Source organism: Streptacidiphilus jeojiense, from assembly GCF_000719095.1.
Classification (GTDB): Bacteria; Actinomycetota; Actinomycetes; order Streptomycetales; family Streptomycetaceae; genus Streptacidiphilus; species Streptacidiphilus jeojiensis.
This window is the reverse complement of record NZ_JOEH01000023.1, coordinates 50,728-67,868: the sequence shown is the minus strand read 5'-3', so window position 1 is coordinate 67,868 and position 17,141 is coordinate 50,728. Positions and strand designations below refer to the sequence as shown.

The 17,141-nt window shown below is 73.2% G+C and carries 15 protein-coding genes; 7 read left to right on the top strand and 8 right to left on the bottom strand.

Features of this window, described 5'->3' with window-relative positions; genetic code table 11:
- Window positions 1-117: 117 nt before the first annotated feature.
- The 3 genes from IF29_RS0128635 to IF29_RS0128625 all read left to right on the top strand — a co-directional run bounded on the left by IF29_RS0128635 (window position 118) and on the right by IF29_RS0128625 (window position 4,017).
- A complete protein-coding gene (locus IF29_RS0128635; RefSeq protein ID WP_030260868.1) occupies window positions 118-600 on the top strand; it encodes a DUF6643 family protein in 483 nt (160 codons plus the stop codon).
- A 72-nt stretch (window positions 601-672) separates the two neighbouring features.
- On the top strand, window positions 673-1,509 hold the full coding sequence (locus IF29_RS0128630) for an MOSC domain-containing protein (RefSeq protein ID WP_030260865.1): 837 nt from the start codon (window positions 673-675) through the stop codon (window positions 1,507-1,509).
- A gap of 78 nt (window positions 1,510-1,587) precedes the next feature.
- Complete coding sequence (locus IF29_RS0128625) at window positions 1,588-4,017, top strand: right-handed parallel beta-helix repeat-containing protein (RefSeq protein ID WP_030260863.1); 2,430 nt, start codon at window positions 1,588-1,590, stop codon at window positions 4,015-4,017.
- On the opposite strand, the gene IF29_RS0128620 is transcribed toward IF29_RS0128625, so the two are convergent.
- Window positions 3,980-6,352 carry a hypothetical protein gene (locus tag IF29_RS0128620; protein ID WP_232242607.1) on the bottom strand — a complete coding sequence of 791 codons (2,373 nt, stop codon included), beginning with the start codon at window positions 6,350-6,352 and terminating at the stop codon, window positions 3,980-3,982. The genes IF29_RS0128625 and IF29_RS0128620 overlap by 38 nt on opposite strands.
- A gap of 140 nt (window positions 6,353-6,492) precedes the next feature.
- Between IF29_RS0128620 and IF29_RS0128615 the strand changes: the two genes are divergently transcribed.
- Entirely contained in the window at window positions 6,493-7,326 is an 834-nt protein-coding gene (locus IF29_RS0128615) for a DeoR/GlpR family DNA-binding transcription regulator (protein ID WP_030260858.1), read from the top strand.
- A 59-nt stretch (window positions 7,327-7,385) separates the two neighbouring features.
- Window positions 7,386-7,898 carry an SRPBCC family protein gene (locus tag IF29_RS0128610; RefSeq protein ID WP_030260855.1) on the top strand — a complete coding sequence of 171 codons (513 nt, stop codon included), beginning with the start codon at window positions 7,386-7,388 and terminating at the stop codon, window positions 7,896-7,898.
- Window positions 7,899-7,937: 39 nt separating this feature from the next.
- Here the strand turns inward: IF29_RS0128610 and IF29_RS0128605 are convergent, their stop codons facing one another.
- On the bottom strand, window positions 7,938-9,035 hold the full coding sequence (locus tag IF29_RS0128605; protein WP_030260852.1) for a PLP-dependent cysteine synthase family protein: 1,098 nt from the start codon (window positions 9,033-9,035) through the stop codon (window positions 7,938-7,940).
- 308 nt (window positions 9,036-9,343) lie between these two features.
- On the opposite strand from IF29_RS0128605, the gene IF29_RS0128600 reads away from it, so the two are divergent.
- Window positions 9,344-9,919, top strand: coding sequence for an ATP-binding protein (locus IF29_RS0128600; RefSeq protein WP_051726139.1), 576 nt, complete (start codon window positions 9,344-9,346; stop codon window positions 9,917-9,919).
- An 81-nt stretch (window positions 9,920-10,000) separates the two neighbouring features.
- On the opposite strand, the gene IF29_RS0128595 is transcribed toward IF29_RS0128600, so the two are convergent.
- Both IF29_RS0128595 and IF29_RS0128590 read right to left on the bottom strand, forming a co-directional pair.
- Window positions 10,001-10,318, bottom strand: a complete 318-nt coding sequence (locus IF29_RS0128595; protein WP_030260848.1) for an SHOCT domain-containing protein — start codon at window positions 10,316-10,318, stop codon at window positions 10,001-10,003.
- 135 nt (window positions 10,319-10,453) lie between these two features.
- Complete coding sequence (locus IF29_RS0128590; protein WP_030260846.1) at window positions 10,454-11,662, bottom strand: ROK family protein; 1,209 nt, start codon at window positions 11,660-11,662, stop codon at window positions 10,454-10,456.
- A gap of 17 nt (window positions 11,663-11,679) precedes the next feature.
- Between IF29_RS0128590 and IF29_RS0128585 the strand changes: the two genes are divergently transcribed.
- The gene (locus IF29_RS0128585; RefSeq protein ID WP_037597018.1) at window positions 11,680-12,942 is read left to right on the top strand and encodes an MFS transporter; all 1,263 of its coding nucleotides are present in this window, start codon (window positions 11,680-11,682) and stop codon (window positions 12,940-12,942) included.
- A 140-nt stretch (window positions 12,943-13,082) separates the two neighbouring features.
- Here the strand turns inward: IF29_RS0128585 and IF29_RS0128580 are convergent, their stop codons facing one another.
- From IF29_RS0128580 to IF29_RS0128565, 4 genes are all read right to left on the bottom strand, one after another.
- Window positions 13,083-13,865 carry an acyltransferase gene (locus IF29_RS0128580; RefSeq protein WP_380524797.1) on the bottom strand — a complete coding sequence of 261 codons (783 nt, stop codon included), beginning with the start codon at window positions 13,863-13,865 and terminating at the stop codon, window positions 13,083-13,085.
- A 65-nt stretch (window positions 13,866-13,930) separates the two neighbouring features.
- Entirely contained in the window at window positions 13,931-14,446 is a 516-nt protein-coding gene (locus IF29_RS0128575; protein WP_030260841.1) for an NUDIX hydrolase, read from the bottom strand.
- A 56-nt stretch (window positions 14,447-14,502) separates the two neighbouring features.
- A complete protein-coding gene (locus tag IF29_RS0128570) occupies window positions 14,503-15,267 on the bottom strand; it encodes an enoyl-CoA hydratase family protein (RefSeq protein ID WP_030260833.1) in 765 nt (254 codons plus the stop codon).
- An 85-nt stretch (window positions 15,268-15,352) separates the two neighbouring features.
- Window positions 15,353-17,020, bottom strand: a complete 1,668-nt coding sequence (locus tag IF29_RS0128565) for an LCP family protein (protein ID WP_051726138.1) — start codon at window positions 17,018-17,020, stop codon at window positions 15,353-15,355.
- Between the last annotated feature and the right edge of the window lie 121 nt (window positions 17,021-17,141).

Here is a 17,141-nt window from a genome sequence, read left to right as displayed (position 1 = left end):
ATCTGACCTTTTTTCATACTTTCGACCGGCTGGGCGCGCTGAAGCGGAGGAAGGCCGTGGAAATCCCTCCCGTGACACTCTCCTCAGCAGGCACATTGTGGGCTTACCGTATGCGTCATGACCTCCCCTCGCGCCTACGACGGAGTCAGCTACTACGCTCCGTCCTTCGCTTCGGACACGCCGATCTACGACAGCCTGGTGGCTGAGCGGGGCGTCCCGCAGATCGCCCCCATCAATGTGCCTGCGGCCCTGCCGCCCGCCTACGACACCGGCTTCCGCTACGAGCCCGCCCAGCCGGCGATGCCGACGCCGCGGCTCGCCCTGGGCCCCGGGCCGAGCAGCCCCAGCTACGGGCAGCAGCAGTACGCGCAGCCCCAGTACGCACCGCAGCCGCCGGCCCCGCAGCCGTTCGCGCCGCAGCCCTTCCCCGGGCAGCGGTTCGCCCCGCAGCAGGGCATGCCGCAGCAGGCCGTGCCGCAGCAGCGCTACCCGGAGCAGTACGGCGCGCAGCCGCAGCGCCCGGTCGCGCCGGTCACCCCGCTGCGCCCGGTGCAGTACCAGGAGTACCCGCAGCAGCGCGGCGGCTTCCAGGGGTTCTGACCGTCCGGGGGGACGTGCAGGTCATGGGGCCGGTCAGCCGTGGGCTGACCGGCCTCCGCTTATGGTTGGACCATGCGTTTGACTGATCTTCGGATCCATCCGGTGAAATCCTTCGCCCCCGTTCCGGTGCGGCAGGTGGAGATCGAGCCCTGGGGGCCGGCCGGGGACCGGCGCTGGATGGTGGTCGACGCGGCGGGGAGGATGGTCTCCCAGCGCGAGGACCCCAGGCTGGGGCAGATCACCGCGACGCTGCCGGAGCCGGGGGTGCTGCAACTGGCCTCGGACGGCCGGGTGCTGCGGCTGTCCGAGCCGGACGGGGCGCTGCTGCCGGTGTCGCTGTTCGGCCTGGGCTTCGAACTGGTGGACGCAGGGGACGAGGCGGCCGCCTGGCTGCGCAAGGTACTGGGCCGGGAGCTGCGGCTGGTGCACCAGGACCGTCCCGAGCGCAGGCCGATGGAGGTCGTCACCAGCCTGGCGGACGGCTATCCGCTGCTGGTCACCAGCACCGCGTCGCTGGACGCGCTGAACCGGCTGATCGCGCAGGACCACCCGGAGGACCCGGTCAAGGGCGCCCCGGTGCCGATGGGCCGGTTCCGCAGCAACTTCGTGGTCGAGGGCGCGGAGGCCTGGGCGGAGACCGGCTGGCACCGGATCCGGGTCGGCGCGGTGGAGTTCGAGGTGGTGCAGCAGTGCGGGCGCTGCGTGATGACCACGCTGGACCCGGCCACCGGCGAGCGGCGCGGCCCGGAGCCGCTGCGGGCCCTGGGCAGGCACCGCAAGTTCGGCCGCACGCTGGGCTTCGGCATGCAGCTGGCCCCGGTGGGCACCGGGGTGGTCCGGGTGGGGGACGAGGTGGTGGTGCTCGCCGAGGGGCCGGTGCCCGAGCCCGAGCGACCGTTTGCTGTCTGAGTCGTTGAGAGGGGAGAGGGGCGCAGCGGGGTGCCGGAGCAAGTAGCGTGGTCGGGGCGAGGGGGGCGGCGAATCTCCATGGGAGCAGGCGTGGTCAGGGTGACGCTGGACGGGGCTTCCCGGTGGCGCAGGCGCTCCGGGGAGTACTCCACGATGTCCGAGGCCCTGGCGGCCGCCGAGGCCGGTGACACGGTCACCATAGGGCCGGGGGTGTTCCGGGAGAACGTCGTGGTCGACAAGGTGCTGACGGTGCGCGCCGCCGAGGGCCCGGGGACGGTGCGGTTCGAACCGCCGACCGGGACCGCGCTGACCCTGCTGGCCGCGGCGTCGGTGCAGGGGGTGGTGCTGGAGGGCCAGGACGGCTCGGCCCCGGCCGTACTGGTCGGCGGGGACGCGGAACTGACGGACTGCCGGGTGGTGACCAGGTCCTCGGTGGGGATCGAGGTCTACGGCGGGTCGCGCCCCACCGTGCGGCGCTGCACCGTGGACAATCCGGGCGGTCTCGGGGTCCGGGTCGCCGACGAGTCGGTGGCGCTGTTCGAGGAGTGCGAGGTGGTCGCCGCCGGCCAGACCGGTGTGGTGGTCCGGTCCGGCGCCACCGTGCGGCTGGAGCGGTGCCGGGTGCACCACACGGCCGGGGCCGGGCTGGTGCTCACCGGCGACGGCAGCGTGGTGGACGCGGTGGGCTGCGAGTTCTACGAGATCAACGGCAACGGGGTGCAGGCCGAGGACAGGGCGCTGGGGCGGCTGGCGGACTGCTCGGTGCAGCGGGTCACCGACAACGCGCTGGTGCTGGACAGCGAGGCCCGGCTGGAGCTGGCGGACTGCCGGATCCAGGAGGTCCCGGAGAACGGCGCCGATCTGCGCGGCCGCGCCCAGCTGCTGCTGGAGCGCACCACGCTGCGGTCCTTCGGCCGCAACGGCCTGTCGGTGTGGGATCCGGGCACCTCGGTGCGGGCGGTGGGCTGCGAGGTCCGCGACTCCACCGGCGACTACCCGGCGGTCTGGGTCAGCGACGGCGCCCAGGTGTCGCTGACCGACTGCCGGGTGCACGACGTCCCCGACGCCCTGTTCGTGCTGGACCGGGGATCGGCCGCGGAGGTGGTGGAGTGCTCCTTCACCCAGGTGCGGAACACCGCGGTCTCGGTGCGCGACGGCGCCACGGTGCGGCTGGACCAGGTCCGGGTGCAGGACGCCAACACCGGGCTGTGGTTCCGCGACCACGGCAGCGGCGGCCTGCTGACGGGCTGTGAGATCGCGGACGTGACCACCGGGGTGATCGCCACCCGCGGCGCGGACCCGGTGCTGCGGCAGTGCTCGGTGCGCGGCAGCGCCGAGGCGGCAGTCTATGTGTCGGCCGGCGGCCGGGGCACCTTCGAGGACTGCACCGCCACCCACGGCAAGGGCTTCGGCTTCCATGTCATCGACGGCTGCGCCACGGTGCTGACCCGCTGCCGGGCCGAGCAGAACGCCCGGGGCGGCTTCGAGTTCCCCGAGCCGGGCCCGGTCGCCGAGGGCTGCGTCTCCGACGACGCCAAGGCGCCGCCGACCGAGCCGGTGCGGGCCGTCTCCACCGTCTCGGCCTGGGAGGCCGCGGCGCCGGCGGTGCCGGCCGCGCGCAGCGAGGCCCTGGTGGACGCCGCCCCGACGATCGCACCGCTGCCGGAGTGCCGCCCCGCCGACGTGGCGCTGGCCGAGCTGGACTCGCTGATCGGCCTGGACACCGTCAAGCAGGAGGTGCGCACCCTGATCGACCTGATCTCGGTGGGGCGGCGCCGCCAGCAGGCCGGGCTGAAGGCCCCGTCGCTGCGGCGGCACCTGGTGTTCACCGGCTCCCCCGGCACCGGCAAGACCACGGTGGCCCGGCTCTACGGCGAGATCCTGGCGTCGCTGGGGGTGCTGCAGCGCGGCCACCTGGTCGAGGTGGCCCGGCTGGACCTGGTCGGCGAGCACGTCGGCTCGACCGCGCTGCGGACCTCCGAGGTGTTCCAGCGGTCGCTGGGCGGGGTGCTGTTCATCGACGAGGCCTACGCGCTGGCGCCCGAGGACGGCGGCCGGGACTTCGGCCGGGAGGCCATCGACACCCTGGTCAAGCTGATGGAGGACCACCGCGACGAGGTGGTGGTCATCGTGGCCGGCTACACCGCCGAGATGGAGCGCTTCCTGGCGTCCAACCCCGGCGTGGCGTCCCGCTTCTCACGCACCGTCACCTTCGCCGACTACTCGGCGGCGGAGCTGCTGGAGATCACCCGCAGGCAGGCCACCGAGCACGAGTACGAGCTGGCCGAGGACACCGCGCAGGCCCTGCTGGAGCACTACGCGGTCATCCCCAAGGGGCCCTCCTTCGGCAACGGGCGCACCGCCCGCCAGGTCTTTGAGACCATGGTCGAGCGGCACGCGGTCCGGCTGGCCCAGGTCGCCGAGCTGACCACGGAGCAGCTGCAGCTGCTGCTGCCGGAGGACCTGCCGGTCACAGCTGGGTCAGCAGTGCGTCGCGTTCCTGGATGAAGCGCGGGTCGGCGCGGTAGTCCGAGTGGGCGTTGATCGGGACCGGCAGCGGGTGCTGCTGGTCCCGGTCGAAGACCAGCGGGTCCACGAACGGCGGCGCGTCCACCGGCTGCGCCCCCTCGGGGACGGCCACCCGGACCGGTCCGCCGATGGGGTCGGTGATCCGGAACAGGTTGCGCCAGTAGGGGGCGTCCGCGTGCAGCCGGGACAGGTCCTCCGGGCCGGTGAAGCCGGGGAAGAAGCGGCTGTAGAGCCGGTGCAGCGGGCAGCCGTAGGTGAGCAGGGCGACCCGGGCCCGGGTCTCCGGGTCGAGCTGCCAGACCGCGGCGGCGGCCAGCACCGTGCCCTGGGAGTGGCCGGAGACCACCAGTCGGCGGGTCGGGTCGTCGTCCAGCCAGGTGCGGATGCGCCAGTCCAGGTCGGGGACGGCGCGCTCGGCGTAGCAGGGCGGCGCGAAGGGGTGCGCGGCCCGCGGCCAGAAGGTGCCGATGTCCCAGAACACCCCGACCGTGCGCCGGGTGGTGATCTGCTTGTAGGCGGCGCGGCCGACGGCCACCAGCATCAGCACGAACGCGCCGACCAGCCAGCCGCCCACGGACTGCAGCGTGGTGGCGGCGTAGGAGATCACGGTGGGGTCGCCGTGGGCGGCCAGCGAGGGCGTCCGCCCGGTCGCCAGCGCCCCCGCCACCGAGCCCGCGGCCAGGGCGAAGGCCAGTGCCGCCAGGGTTCCGATCAGCACCGGTCCGGCGTCGGTGAGCCGGGCCTTGGCGAGCGCCCCGGCGATCTGCGTGGTGCGGGTGGCGGCGGCGTCGCCCTCGACGTCGTAGGCGGCGTTCACCTGCGCCTTCAGGGCCGCCTTCTGACGCACCATCCGGACCCCCAGGGTGGCCAGCAGCGGCAGCAGCAGCACCGCCAGCAGCGGCACCCCGCTGCTGTGCCAGACCAGCAGCAGCGGCGGCCCGGGGACGGTGACGCCCAGGGTGCCCTTGCCCATCAGCCACTGGGCGGCCCAGACGGTGGCGCCGGCGGTGAGCAGATTGCCCAGCCCGGCGCCCAGCATCGCGGTGGCCGGGCCGGCGAAGCCGCGCAGCGCCGGACCGTCCGGCCCGCCGAACCGGACGTCGCCGTCGGGCACCGGGCGGAACGGGCCGGGAACGGTGATGTCCTGCCGCTGCTCCGGCAGCGGCTGCTGCTTCCCCTTCAGCAGCCGCACGGCGAGGACCAGCACCAGCACCAGCGCCAGCTGGACCAGGCAGAGCACCGCGAAGAGCCCGGCGGCGCCGGGCAGCCGTCCGGCCGAGTGCCAGCCGTGCCGGGCCCAGGCGGCGTAGAGCACGGTGAGCCCGAGCAGGGCCAGCGAGGCCCAGTGCAGCGCGCGCATGGCGAGGTCGTCCGGCCGGTCGTCCTGCTCGGACTCGCTGCGGCTGCTGGTCACCAGCGCGGTGACCACCCCGCCGGCCAGCAGCGCCAGCAGGGCCAGCAGGATCCAGCCGGGGACGGCCAGCGGTCCGCCGGTGGAGCGGTCGTAGTCCAGCACCGGCAGCAGCAGCGCCAGGTCGGCGGTCAGCAGGCCGGCGGCGACATGGGTCATCCGCAGCCGGCGGACCAGCCGCATGCCGTACCAGAAGCCTGGCATCTCCATCGGCGCGAGGTCCTCGCGCTTCCCGGCCGCGGCCGGGCGCTGGGACTCGTAGCTGGTCCAGGTCAGGTGGGAGAGCCACCACAGCACCGCGACCAGGCCCCCGGGGACGGCGCTGGCCAGGGCGAGCCGCCGTCCGGGCTGGCTCCACCAGCCGCCGTGGGCGGCGGAGAGGAAACCCAGCCAGCTGTGGTGCGCCGCGCAGCCGGCGGTGCCGGCGCACTGCCAGGCGGTCAGGTCCAGCGCGGTCTCGCAGGCGGCGGCGGTGAGCAGCACGGTCAGGCTGACCGCGGAGAGGCGCACCGCCATGTCGTAGAGGCCCTGGGCCCGGGCGGTGCGCGGGGCCGGCGGCCGCATCCAGTGGGCCAGGTTGGCGAACATGAACGGGAGCAGCAGCAGCCACAGGGCGCGCATGGAGCTGCCCGAGGTCAGGCCGGCCCAGGAGTAGGCCTCCTCGACGGCCCCGCCGCGGTAGCGGTCCGGCTCCTCCTCGGCGTGCCGGTCGCTCCAGCGGCGGTAGGTTCCGGCCACGGTGTCGCCGGTGAGCTGGACCAGGTGCGGGTCGGTCAGCATGGCCTCGGGCGTGGTCCCGCCGACGCCGTGGACCAGCAGTTCCAGGGCGATCGCCGGCTCCCCCGGGGCGGCCTGCCGCCGCTGTGCGGGCAGCGCCTGCGCCTGCTGTGCCTGGTCTGTCATGGTCGCCCCCGGGTCGTCCGATTTCCGCTGCCGAGCAGCATCCCGCCAAGTGTGCTGCCCGCGCAGCCGGATGCGCATGCCTGCGGCGCCGACGGCGTGCGAGGATAGCGGGAAAATCACTGGATCGGTGAGGGGCACGGGTGGCCGAGAACAGCAATCTCCTGGCGGAGCAGCGGCGCGCTCTCATCCTGGACGAGGTCAGGCGGCGCGGCGGGGTCCGGGTCAACGAGCTGACCCGGCGGCTGAACGTCTCGGACATGACGGTGCGTCGGGACCTGGACGCGCTGGCCCGCCAGGGCGTGGTGGAGAAGGTGCACGGCGGCGCGGTGCCGGTGCTGGAGGCCAGCACCCACGAGCCGGGCTTCGAGGCCAAGTCGGCGCTGGAGCTCACCGCCAAGGAGGACATCGCCAGGGAGGCCGCCCGGCTGGTGGTCCCGGGCAGTGCCATCGCCCTGTCCGGCGGGACCACCACCTTCGCACTGGCCCACCACCTGCTCCAGGTCGAGGGGCTGACCGTGGTGACCAACTCGGTCCGGGTCGCCGACGTGTTCGAGAACGCGCTGCGGCACGGTGCCGCGCCGGCCACCGCGGCGACGGTGGTGCTGACCGGCGGGGTGCGCACCCCCTCCGACTCGCTGGTGGGCCCGATCGCCGACCGGGCGATCCGCTCGCTCCACTTCGACCTGCTGTTCCTGGGCAGCCACGGCATCTCGCTGGAGGCCGGCCTGTCCACGCCCAACCTGGCCGAGGCCGAGACCAACCGCAGCTTCGTCGCCTCGGCGCGCCGGGTGGTCGCGGTCGCGGACCACACCAAGTGGGGCACCGTGGGCCTGTCCACCTTCGCCTCGCTGGCCGAGGTGGACACCCTGGTCACCGATGTCGGGCTGCCGCTGGAGATCCGCTCGGCGGTGTCCGAGCAGGTCCGCGAGGTGATCATCGCCGGCGATCTGGTGGCCGAGTCCCAGCCCGAGTGACTTTTTTGACGGCGCGTCAACTAGACTGCTCCCCTTATCTCCTGGGCGATGGGGGGACCATGGCGAAGCGCCTGCGTCCGGTCACGGCGGAGTTCCTGGCGGAGGCACCGAACCGGCTGGTGTCCACCGCGCGGCTGCGGGCCGAGCCCGGCGCGGTGTTCGCGGAGCTGACCGACGACGCCTCGACCTGGCCGCTGTGGTTCCGCGAGGTCCGCTCCGCCGGCTACACCGGCCCGCCCCCGTACGGCGTCGGCGCGGGACGGGCGGTGACGCTGCGCGGCGGTGCCCGCTTCGTGGAGAGCGTGGTCGCCTGGGAGGAGCCGTCGGACGGCGGGCCCGCCCGTTTCGTCTACCGGGTCGAGGAGACCAATGTCCCCGGCGTCCGGGCCTGGGCCGAGGAGTGGCTGCTGACCCCCGCCGCCGGGGGCGGCACCGAGCTGCGCTTCACCATCGCCGTCGACGCCGCCCCGGCGGTCCGCGCCGTCCTGCTGCCGGCCCGGCCGGGCGTCGCCCGCTCGCTGCGCCGCGCCGCCGCCCGGCTCGACGCCCGCTGCGGCGTCCGGGCGGACTGAGCGCCCGGACCGAGCATCCGGACCGACTACGCGGACCGGCTACTCCTTCCAGACACCGCTCTCCAGGAACCCGTCGAGCGCCGCCTGGTAGGGGCGGATGTCGATGGCCTGCTCGGCCAGCCAGTCGTCCGAGTAGTACTTGTCCAGGTAGCGGTCGCCGGGGTCACAGATCAGGCCGACCACGCTGCCGCGCTCCCCCGCGGCCAGCATCTCGGAGATGATCTTGAAGGCGCTCCACAGCCCGGTCCCGGTGGACCCGCCCGGCTTGCGGCCCATCGCGCCGTCCAGCACCCGGATCGAGGCGATCGAGGCGGCGTCCGGGACCTTCATCATCCGGTCGATCGCCCCGGGGATGAAGCTGGGCTCCATCCTGGGCCGTCCGATGCCCTCGATCCTGGAGCCCTTCTCGCAGGAGACCGAGGAGTCACCGCTCACCCAGCCGTCGAAGAAACAGGAGTTCTCCGGATCGGCCACGCAGATCCTGGTGTCGGCCTGGGTGTAGTGGACGTAGCGGGCCAGGGTGGCCGAGGTGCCGCCGGTGCCGGCGGTGGCCACGATCCAGGTCGGGACCGGATACCGCTCCAGGCGCAGCTGGGCGTAGATCGACTCGGCGATGTTGTTGTTGCCGCGCCAGTCGGTGGCCCGCTCGGCATAGGTGAACTGGTCCATGTAGTGGCCGCCGGACTCCTCGGCGAGCCGGGCCGACACCTCGTAGATGGTCCGGGTGTCCTCGACCAGGTGGCAGCTGCCGCCCTGGGCCTCGATCAGGCTGATCTTCTCGCAGCTGGTGGTACGCGGCATCACCGCCACGAAGGGGACGCCGATCAGCTTGGCGAAGTACGCCTCGGAGACCGCGGTGGAGCCGCTGGACGCCTCCACCACCGGCCGCCCGGGCCTGATCCAGCCGTTGCAGAGCGCATAGAGGAACAGCGAGCGGGCCAGCCGGTGCTTGAGGCTGCCGGTGGGGTGGGTCGACTCGTCCTTGAGGTACAGGTCGATGCCCCACTCCTCGGGGAGCGGGAACCGCAGCAGATGGGTGTCGGCCGATCGGTTGGCGTCCGCCTGGACCTTGCGTACGGCCTCCTTCAGCCAGGCCCGGTATTCGGCGTCGCTCCGGTCCACATCCACGGTCTTCATTCGGCTGCTTTCTTTTCCGGAATTCCCGGTCCACCGGGCGCTCCCGCGCATCGTAGCCGTGGGGCCATTCCCGATTTTTCTTGGAATATGCCATACGGCGGCGCATGTTCCGCAACTCACCGTGCCCGGGCAGTTACGCTGCGACCCACAAGCGTGCAGCATGGACCCGAGGTCGCCCGCGCGTTGCGAATGCCATCGAACGGGGTGATTCTGGACATGTCTCGGAATGTAGCCACGTGGTGACTCTGCGCGGTTGTCTCATCGGGCGTGGAGTCGGTCTCCAGCGAAGCAGGAGGAATCGACGCGTGATGGAGTCTGACAAGCAGTACGAACTGAGGCTCACAGCGGAACCCCAGCGCCTCGCGGTTGTCCGCAGGATCGTCATGGCGCATCTGCGCCACTGGAAGATGGCCGAAGCCGTCGACCTCTGCCTGCTGGGTGTCACCGAACTGCTCGCGAACGTCCACCGGCACGTCGGCCCCGACGCGGAGTGCCTGCTGCGGCTGAGCTGCGGCGCGGACGGTCTGCTGCGCTGCGAGGTCCACGACACGAGCACGGCCCTGCCCCGGGTGCTGGCGCCCGACGAGGAGGAGATCAACGGCCGGGGCCTGGCCCTGGTCGCCGCGCTCAGCGCGGACTGGGGCGCCCAGGTCGAGGAGGCCGGCAAGGTCGTCTGGTTCGCCCTGGAGACCGCTCCGCAGCCCGCGGAGGTTCCGGCCGAGGCGCCGGCACCGACACCGCTGCGGATCGCCCCGCTGCAGGTGGCCTGGACCGGCCCGACCCCGCCGTCCCGCTCGCTGGCGGCCTGTGCACCGGGCGCCGGCACGTCGATGCCCGAGGGCGGGAAGCAGCGGGGCCGGGAACCGGTCCGGTTGCGGGCCTGAGCCCGCGAGGGTGAGGCTGCGGGTCCGGCGGATCCCCCAGGGGGCCGCCGACGGCCCGCAGCACCTCCGGCGGTGCGCCGGTCACACTCCGTCCCTGGGGGCCGCCTTCTCGAAGGGCGACTCGGGCAGGGCGGTGAGCAGGTCGTAGCGCTCCCGGTACTCGAACTCGTCGATCTGGCCCTCCGCGTAGCGGCGGTTCAGGGTGTCGATCGGCGAGGGCGCCGGGGCCTGCCGCGGCGCGAAGGCGGCGCCGAATTCGGCGCGCGGGCCGCGGAACCGGCGGCCGCCGAAGACGACCTTGCGGACGAAGACGATGGCGGTGATCCAGAACAGCGGGACCAGCAGGATCCACGGCCCGGGGCCGCCGTTCCAGCCGTCCGCCAGCAGGGTGGTGTGCATGTCGGGCTCCTCGGTTGCGATCCGTCGGCCGCCGCGGTGCGGCGACCCACTACCGAGAATCGCGCCGAAGGGGGGTCCGCGGCGTCGTGCCGGGGCGGGCACTCGCCCTGCTCCCCCGGGAGTACGCGGGCGGGTTCAGCCCTGCTCCCCGAGCACCGCCAGCGGGTCGTCCAGCAGCGGCGTCCAGGCGAGTTCGGCGGCCCCGGCCAGCTCGGAGCGGTCCAGCGCGGCCGCGGTGATCGGGATGCGCCCGCAGCGCCCCCAGTAGGAACGCTCGGCCACCACCCGGGCCAGCCGCTCCGGGACGGCCGCCAGCAGCGCGTTGTGGAAGGCGCCGAGGACCACCCGGTCCGGGTTCAGGATGTTGATCACACCGGCGATGCCCAGGCCGAGCCGGTCGACGACATGCTCCACCGCGGCGCGGGCCCGCGGGCGCCCGGCGGCGGCCTCGGCCAGGATCTCGTCCGTCTGCTCGAACAGCGGGCGCGACGGGTCGGCCTCGCGGCCCGCGGCGGCGAGCAGGGCGCTGGGGTCGGCCTCGACGTCCAGGCAGCCCCGGCTGCCGCAGGGGCAGCGGCGCCCGCCCGGGTCCACCAGCACCTGGCCGACCTCCAGGGCCAGCCCGGCGCTGCCGGTGTGCAGCCGGCCCTCCACCACCAGCGCGCCGCCCACGCCCCGGTGGCCCGAGGTGACATAGAGCAGGTGCCGGGAGCCGCGTCCGGCGCCGTGCCGGTGCTCGGCCAGGGCGGCCAGGTTGGCGTCGTTGGCCACGTCCACCGGCAGGTCCAGCCCGGCGGCGGCGGTCTCCTGCTGGAGCAGGTCGGCCACCGGGGTCCCGGACGGCCAGTCCAGGTACATCGCCGCGACCGCGACCCGCTCCGGCAGCGCGACCGGGGTGGGGACGGCCAGGCCCAGGCCGACGCAGCGGCGCGGGTCGGCGGCGATCCGCCGGGACGCCTCGGCGACCACGGCGTGCAGCACCCGCTCCGGGGTCGCCGGCTGCGGAAGCGGGAAGTCCTCGGGCGTGTCGAGCACTCCGCCGAGGGTGGCCAGGGCGATCGAGAAGCCGTCGGCGTGGATCTGGGCCGCCAGCACCACCGGTCCTGACGGATCGACAGCGAGCCGGTGCGAGGGCCGGCCACGGGTGCCGCCGGCCGGGCGGGCGTCCACCGTGATCAACCCCAGCGCCTGCAGTTCGGCGGTGACGGCGCCTGCTGTGGCCCGGGTGACACCGAGCTCGCCGGTCAGCACGGAGCGGGTCGGCGCCGCCCCGGTGTGGACGAGGGCGAGCGCCGGACCCAGGGCCGCACGGCCCCGCTCGGGACTTGTGTGAGTTGGCTGCACGCTTCTATTCTGACTTTGTGCCGCAAATATACAAAACACCTGCCAGCACCTCCGGCACCACCGACACCCCACGGACCACCGGGAACACCGGTGGCGGACGGCTCAGCGCCTGGCCGCCGGTCCGGATCGCGCTCACCGCCTTCTTCGCCCTCGACGGCTTCCTGTTCGCGGGCTGGGTGGTCCGCATCCCCGCCATCAAGTCCGCCGTGCACGCCTCCGCCGGGGAGTTGGGGCTGGCCCTGCTCTGCGTCTCGGTCGGCGCGGTGCTGGTGATGACCTGGGTCGGCCGGCTCTGCCTGCGCTTCGGCAACCACCCGGTGACCGTCGCCTCCGCCGTGGTGCTCTGCGCCTCCGTCGCGCTGCCCCCTCAGGCGCACTCGGTGTGGTCGCTCGGCGGTGTGCTGCTGCTCTTCGGCGCGGGCTACGGAGCGGTGAACGTCGGCATCAACAGCGCCGCCGTCGACCTGGTCGCGGCGGCCCGACGCCCCGTCATGCCCGCCTTCCACGCCGCCTACAGCCTCGGCGGCCTGATCGGCGCGAGCCTGGGCGGGCTGCTCGCGACCCACCTGTCGCCGGCCCGGCACCTCGGCCTGATGGCCGTCTTCGGACTCGCCGTCACCGTCGCGGCGGGGGTGCCGCTGGTCCGGCACCGGGTCACCGTCCCGGAGGGTCCGACCGCGGCCGAGCCTTCGGCCGAGTCCGCGCCCACGTCCGCCGCGGTCCGCGGTCCGATGCTGCTGGTGCTGCTGCTGGGCGTGGTCGCGCTCTGCGACGCCTACGGGGAGGGCGCGCTCGCCGACTGGGGCACCCTGCACCTCAGCGCGGACCTGCACGCCACCGCCTCGGTCGCGGCCGGCGGGTTCGCCGCGTACTCACTGGCGATGACCGCCGGACGGCTCAGCGGCACCCGGCTGGTGGAGCGCTTCGGCCCGACCCGGGTGCTGGTCACCGGCGCCGCGGTGGCCAGCGGCGGGATGCTGGTCGCGGCGCTCAGCCCGTGGCTGCCGCTGGTCCTGGCCGGATTCCTGCTGGTCGGACTGGGTCTGGCCAACATCTTCCCGCTGGCGATCGACCGCGCGGGGGCCCTGAACGGGCCCAAGGGCGTGGCCACGGCGTCGATGCTCGGCTACGGCGGGATGGTGCTGGGGCCGCCGATCATCGGCTTCCTGGCCCAGGGCGTTGGTCTGCCGACGGCGCTGGTCTCGGTGGCGGTGCTGGCCGGGTTGGCCGGGGTGGCGGCACTGGTGGTGCGGCGGGCTGCGGGAGTGTCCGAGGGATAGCAAGGTGCGGCGGGGTGCATGGCTGGTCGCGCAGTTCCCCGCGCCCCTAGGTAGGTGCAACTGCCCCACCGTGGTCCAGTTGCAGCCCCCCTAGGGGCGCGGGGAACTGCGCGACCAGCCATGCACCCAGCCGCACCCGGCTACCCCACCGGATCCGCCGCACCCGGCTCCTTGGGCAGTCGCAGGTCCCAGCCGATCAGCGCCACCAGTTCCTCATGGGTGATCCCCGCCGGAATCGGCTTGGGGGCCACCGTCCGGATCGGCGGCTGCCAGCCCTCCGCAGGAGTGAAGCGTCGGACGACGCGGGCCGGGGCGCCCGCGACCACGCTGTGGTCCGGCACCTCCCCCCGCACCACCGCGTTGGCAGCGACCACGACGTTGCGACCGATCACCGCCCCCGGCAGGATCACCGCGCCGGTGCCGATCCAGCTGCCGGAACCGATGGACACCGCCTCGTTCCGCGGCCACTGCTTGCCGATCGGCAGCTCGGGGTCGTCGTAGGAGTGGTTCTCGTCGGTGACGTAGACCCCGGGCCCGGTCCAGACGTCGTCGCCGAAGATGATCGAGTGGTGGCCGACGATATGGCTGTCCCGGCCGATCACACAGCCGTTGCCGATCCGCACGATCGGCTCCGGGCCCAGGTCCAGGCCGGGCAGGAAGCCGGCCGACATCGAGACGCCCTCACCGATGATGCAGTGGGTGCCCAGATGGATCCACTGCTCGTTGAAGACCGAACCCAGCGGGAAGGTCAGCCGGGTGCACTCCCCGATGGCGCCGAAGCGCAGCCGCCCGGGGCGGTCGGCGCTCACCGAGCCCGCCTCCTGGATCCACTGCCAGCCCAGGTGCACCAGCGAGGTGGCCGCCCGCCGGGCGCGGGTTCGCGCGGCAGCGACGGTCTTCTCGGCGAAGGACGGCATCAGCATCGGCATGCGGACACGGTAACCGGAGCGGCCGCGCTTGATCCTCCCGGGGTTACCCGCGGGTTCGGTCAGCCGTAGAGCGACTCGTGCAGCGGGAGCCAGGCCGCCCCCGCGCAGCGCCGGGCCACCTCGTCCCGTTCCACCCACTCCGCCGCGGCGCACTCCGACCCGGGGTCGGGGCTGACCGGCGTGCCCCGGTGGTCCAGCCGGACCACGTGGAAGGCCATGAACCCCAGCGCCGGGTACGCGTAGTCGGCCGGCGGGGTCCCGAATATGGTGATCTGCTGCCCGCCGAAGAACTCCACCTGCTCGGGCAGCACCACCAGCCCCGCCTCCTCCGCCAGTTCCCGGACCGCCGCCTGCAACGGCGACTCCCCCGGGTCCAGGTGCCCGCCGGGTACCTCCCAGCCGCGCCCGGGCCGGTCCACCAGGGTCAGCAGGGTCCGTCCGTCGGCGTCCAGGGCCAGCACGAACGCCGTGGAGGCCTGGTACCCCTCCGGCACGGCGGGCGTCCGGACCACGTCCATCCGGTGCGGCAGCGGGATCCAGGGCACGGTCAGCGTCGAGAGCACGGTCGTCGTCATGACCGGCATCCTCGCAGCAGCGGCTGTGCCGACCTCCCGTCGGGTCAACGCCGGGCTCACTCCGCCCAGTTGGGAGGCCGCCGCTCCAGGAAGGCGCGCATGCCCTCGCGCGCCTCGTCGGAGCCGAAGAGCAGCGCGGACTGGGCGACCATGGACTCGCCGTCGCGTGCGAAGGTGCGCAGGACGTCGGCGGTGACCAGGCGCTTGGTCTCGGCCAGGCCCTGCGGGGAGGCCAGCCGCAGCGCCTCCAGCAGCGGCTCCAGCGCCGCCGCGGTGTCGTCGGCGGCCTCGGTGAGCAGCCCGATGCGCTGGGCCTCGGCCGAGTCGAAGACCGATCCGGTGAGGTACCAGCGGGCCGCGCCGCGCGGGTCGAGGCGGGGCAGCAGCGCCAGCGAGATCGCGGCGGGGGCCAGTCCGAGGCGCACCTCGGTGAAGGCGAAGGTGCCCTTGGGCCCGGCGACGGCCAGGTCGCAGGCGCCGACCAGGCCCAGGCCGCCGGCCCGGACATGGCCGTCCACCTGGGCCAGGACCGGCTTGGGCAGCTCCACCACAGCCCGCATCGCGGCCACCAGGCGACGCGGGTTGGCGGTGGGGTCGCCGTTGGTGGCCTCGGAGAGGTCGGCCCCGGCGCAGAAGGTGCCGCCGGTGTGGGTGAGCACCACGGCCCGGACGGACGGGTCCTTGGCCGCGTCGGCGAGCCCCTGTTCGAGCTCGGCGACCAGGGCGCCGGAGAGGGCGTTGCGGTTGTGCGGCGAGTCCAGGGTGAGGGTCGCGACGGCGCGGTCCACGCGGTAGCGGACCAGCGGCTCGGTGGCGGTCATCGGCTTCTCCTCGGAGGGTGGCGGGAGGGCTGTACTGCCTGGTGACGTTACCGCGCACCTGTCGGAAGCCGCCGCCCACCTGCCGCTACCAGATGTAGATGTACTTCCCGTAGCTGTTCTTGGCCGGGTTGACCGTCATGCACTGGCTGCTGTCCGCCGCGTTCTGGGAGACCGTGGTGCTGGGGACCGTGCCGGACTTGGGCAGGGTCTTGGCGTAGTCGGTTCCGGTGCTCCAGTCAGTGCCGATGACCAACGTGAGCTTGGTCGCGGTGCTGGACCCCTTGAGCTCCGCCGACTGGAGTCCCAGCGCCGACGCGACGGCCTGGGCCTCGGCCTTCTGACCCGAGGGGTAGGTCAGGGTGGTCGCCGTCGCCGTGACGTCGGTGGTGTCCACCGTGGCCTTGCTGAAGCCCTTGCCGTTCAGGTACTTGGTGATCGCCGTGCCGCGGCCGTCAACGGTGCCGCCGTTCCGCACCGCGAGGTCCACCTTCGACTTGTCCACCGCGGCCGCGGCGGCACTCGCACTGGCGGAGGCGCTCGCCGCGGCCTCCTTCGCGGCGGAGGCGCTGGCGGCGGCACTCGCACTCGCCGTCTTGGAGGTGCTGGTCGAGGTGAGCGAGGTGTCGTTGCGGATCATCGAGAAGAGCTTGTACGCCTCGCTGGTGGGCTGGACGTGCGCCGGGTCGGAGGCGATGTAGGAGAACGGCATGGTGGTCATGGTGATGTTCTTGGTGGGCACCTTGTTGATGTCCACCGCGAGCGCCGCCAGCTTGGAGATGCTGGCGATCTCGTTGCTCACCGTGAGCGCCTTGGTGGCGGCCTCGGCGAGCGCGTCCACCTTCAGCGGGTTGGCTATGGTGTTGGCTGACTTCAGCTTGCGTATCAGCGAGTTGAGGTAGAGGTGCTGCGCGTGGGTGCGGCCGATGTCGGTGCCGTCCTCGAAGGCGTGCCGGGTGCGCAGCCACTCCAGGGCCTGCACCCCCTTGATGGTGGTGGTGCCGGCCTTCAGCTTGAGGTGCGACCCGTCGGTGTCCTGGACGTTCTCCTTGGTACACACCGGGACCCCGCCGACCGCGTCGGCCATCTGCACCACGCCGGAGAAGTCCACGGTGATGTAGTGGTCGATGCTGATGCCGGTCAGCTTCTCCCAGGTGCCGACGGTGCAGCCGGCCCCGCCGTGCTCCATGCTGTCGGTGATGATGTCGTAGCTCGCGGCGTACGACTTGGTCCCGGTGGAGTCCTTGCAGGCGGGTATGGAGACCTTGGTGTCCCTGGGGATGCTCAGCACCGTGGCGTTGCTGCGGTCGGCGGAGACGTGCAGCAGCATCTCGACGTCGGCGTGGCCGTACCCGGTGTCGCCGCAGGCGCCGCCGAGCTTGCAGTCCGCCGCGCTGGAGCGCGAGTCGGTGCCCAGGATCAGGATGTTGATCGGCTTCTGTCCCGCGGCGTTGGCCTTGGGCTTGGCCACCGTCACCGTGCTGGTGTTCAGCGCACCGTGCTGGATGTTCTTGTTCAGGTGCTGGTAGTAGGCGTAGCCCCCGGCCGCACCGACCACCAGCGAGACTCCCAGCACCCCGGAGGTCCAGCGCAGCACCCGGACCGAACGGCGGGCGCGCTTGCGGCGGTTGCCCCGGCGCCCGCGACCGCGGCCGGAGGGCGCGTCCTGGTCGTGCGGGTGCGTTCCTTCGTCGGGGTCAGCCTGGTCGTGCGGGTGCGCTTCGTCGTCGGCGGGGAGGTGAATCGGCATCGGCATGGGAGTCTTTTCGCCGTCGGTGTTCCGGTCCTGGATTTTGTCGGTGAGCAGCGCGACATGGGCACCGCTCCGGAAACCATAGGCGATGAATTGACCCGGGGAAGCTTAGAGTTTCCCGTGA

Excerpts from the sequence above, each read along its gene's own strand:
- IF29_RS0128635 (WP_030260868.1), top strand. The coding sequence starts at position 118 with ATGACCTCCCCTCGCGCCTACGACGGAGTCAGCTACTACGCTCCGTCC.
- IF29_RS0128630 (WP_030260865.1), top strand. The coding sequence starts at position 673 with ATGCGTTTGACTGATCTTCGGATCCATCCGGTGAAATCCTTCGCCCCC.
- IF29_RS0128625 (WP_030260863.1), top strand. The coding sequence starts at position 1,588 with ATGGGAGCAGGCGTGGTCAGGGTGACGCTGGACGGGGCTTCCCGGTGG.
- IF29_RS0128620 (WP_232242607.1), bottom strand. The coding sequence starts at position 6,352 with ATGACAGACCAGGCACAGCAGGCGCAGGCGCTGCCCGCACAGCGGCGG.
- IF29_RS0128610 (WP_030260855.1), top strand. The coding sequence starts at position 7,386 with ATGGCGAAGCGCCTGCGTCCGGTCACGGCGGAGTTCCTGGCGGAGGCA.
- IF29_RS0128605 (WP_030260852.1), bottom strand. The coding sequence starts at position 9,035 with ATGAAGACCGTGGATGTGGACCGGAGCGACGCCGAATACCGGGCCTGG.
- IF29_RS0128600 (WP_051726139.1), top strand. The coding sequence starts at position 9,344 with ATGGAGTCTGACAAGCAGTACGAACTGAGGCTCACAGCGGAACCCCAG.
- IF29_RS0128595 (WP_030260848.1), bottom strand. The coding sequence starts at position 10,318 with ATGCACACCACCCTGCTGGCGGACGGCTGGAACGGCGGCCCCGGGCCG.
- IF29_RS0128580 (WP_380524797.1), bottom strand. The coding sequence starts at position 13,865 with ATGCTGATGCCGTCCTTCGCCGAGAAGACCGTCGCTGCCGCGCGAACC.
- IF29_RS0128575 (WP_030260841.1), bottom strand. The coding sequence starts at position 14,446 with ATGACGACGACCGTGCTCTCGACGCTGACCGTGCCCTGGATCCCGCTG.
- IF29_RS0128570 (WP_030260833.1), bottom strand. The coding sequence starts at position 15,267 with ATGACCGCCACCGAGCCGCTGGTCCGCTACCGCGTGGACCGCGCCGTC.
- IF29_RS0128565 (WP_051726138.1), bottom strand. The coding sequence starts at position 17,020 with ATGCCGATGCCGATTCACCTCCCCGCCGACGACGAAGCGCACCCGCAC.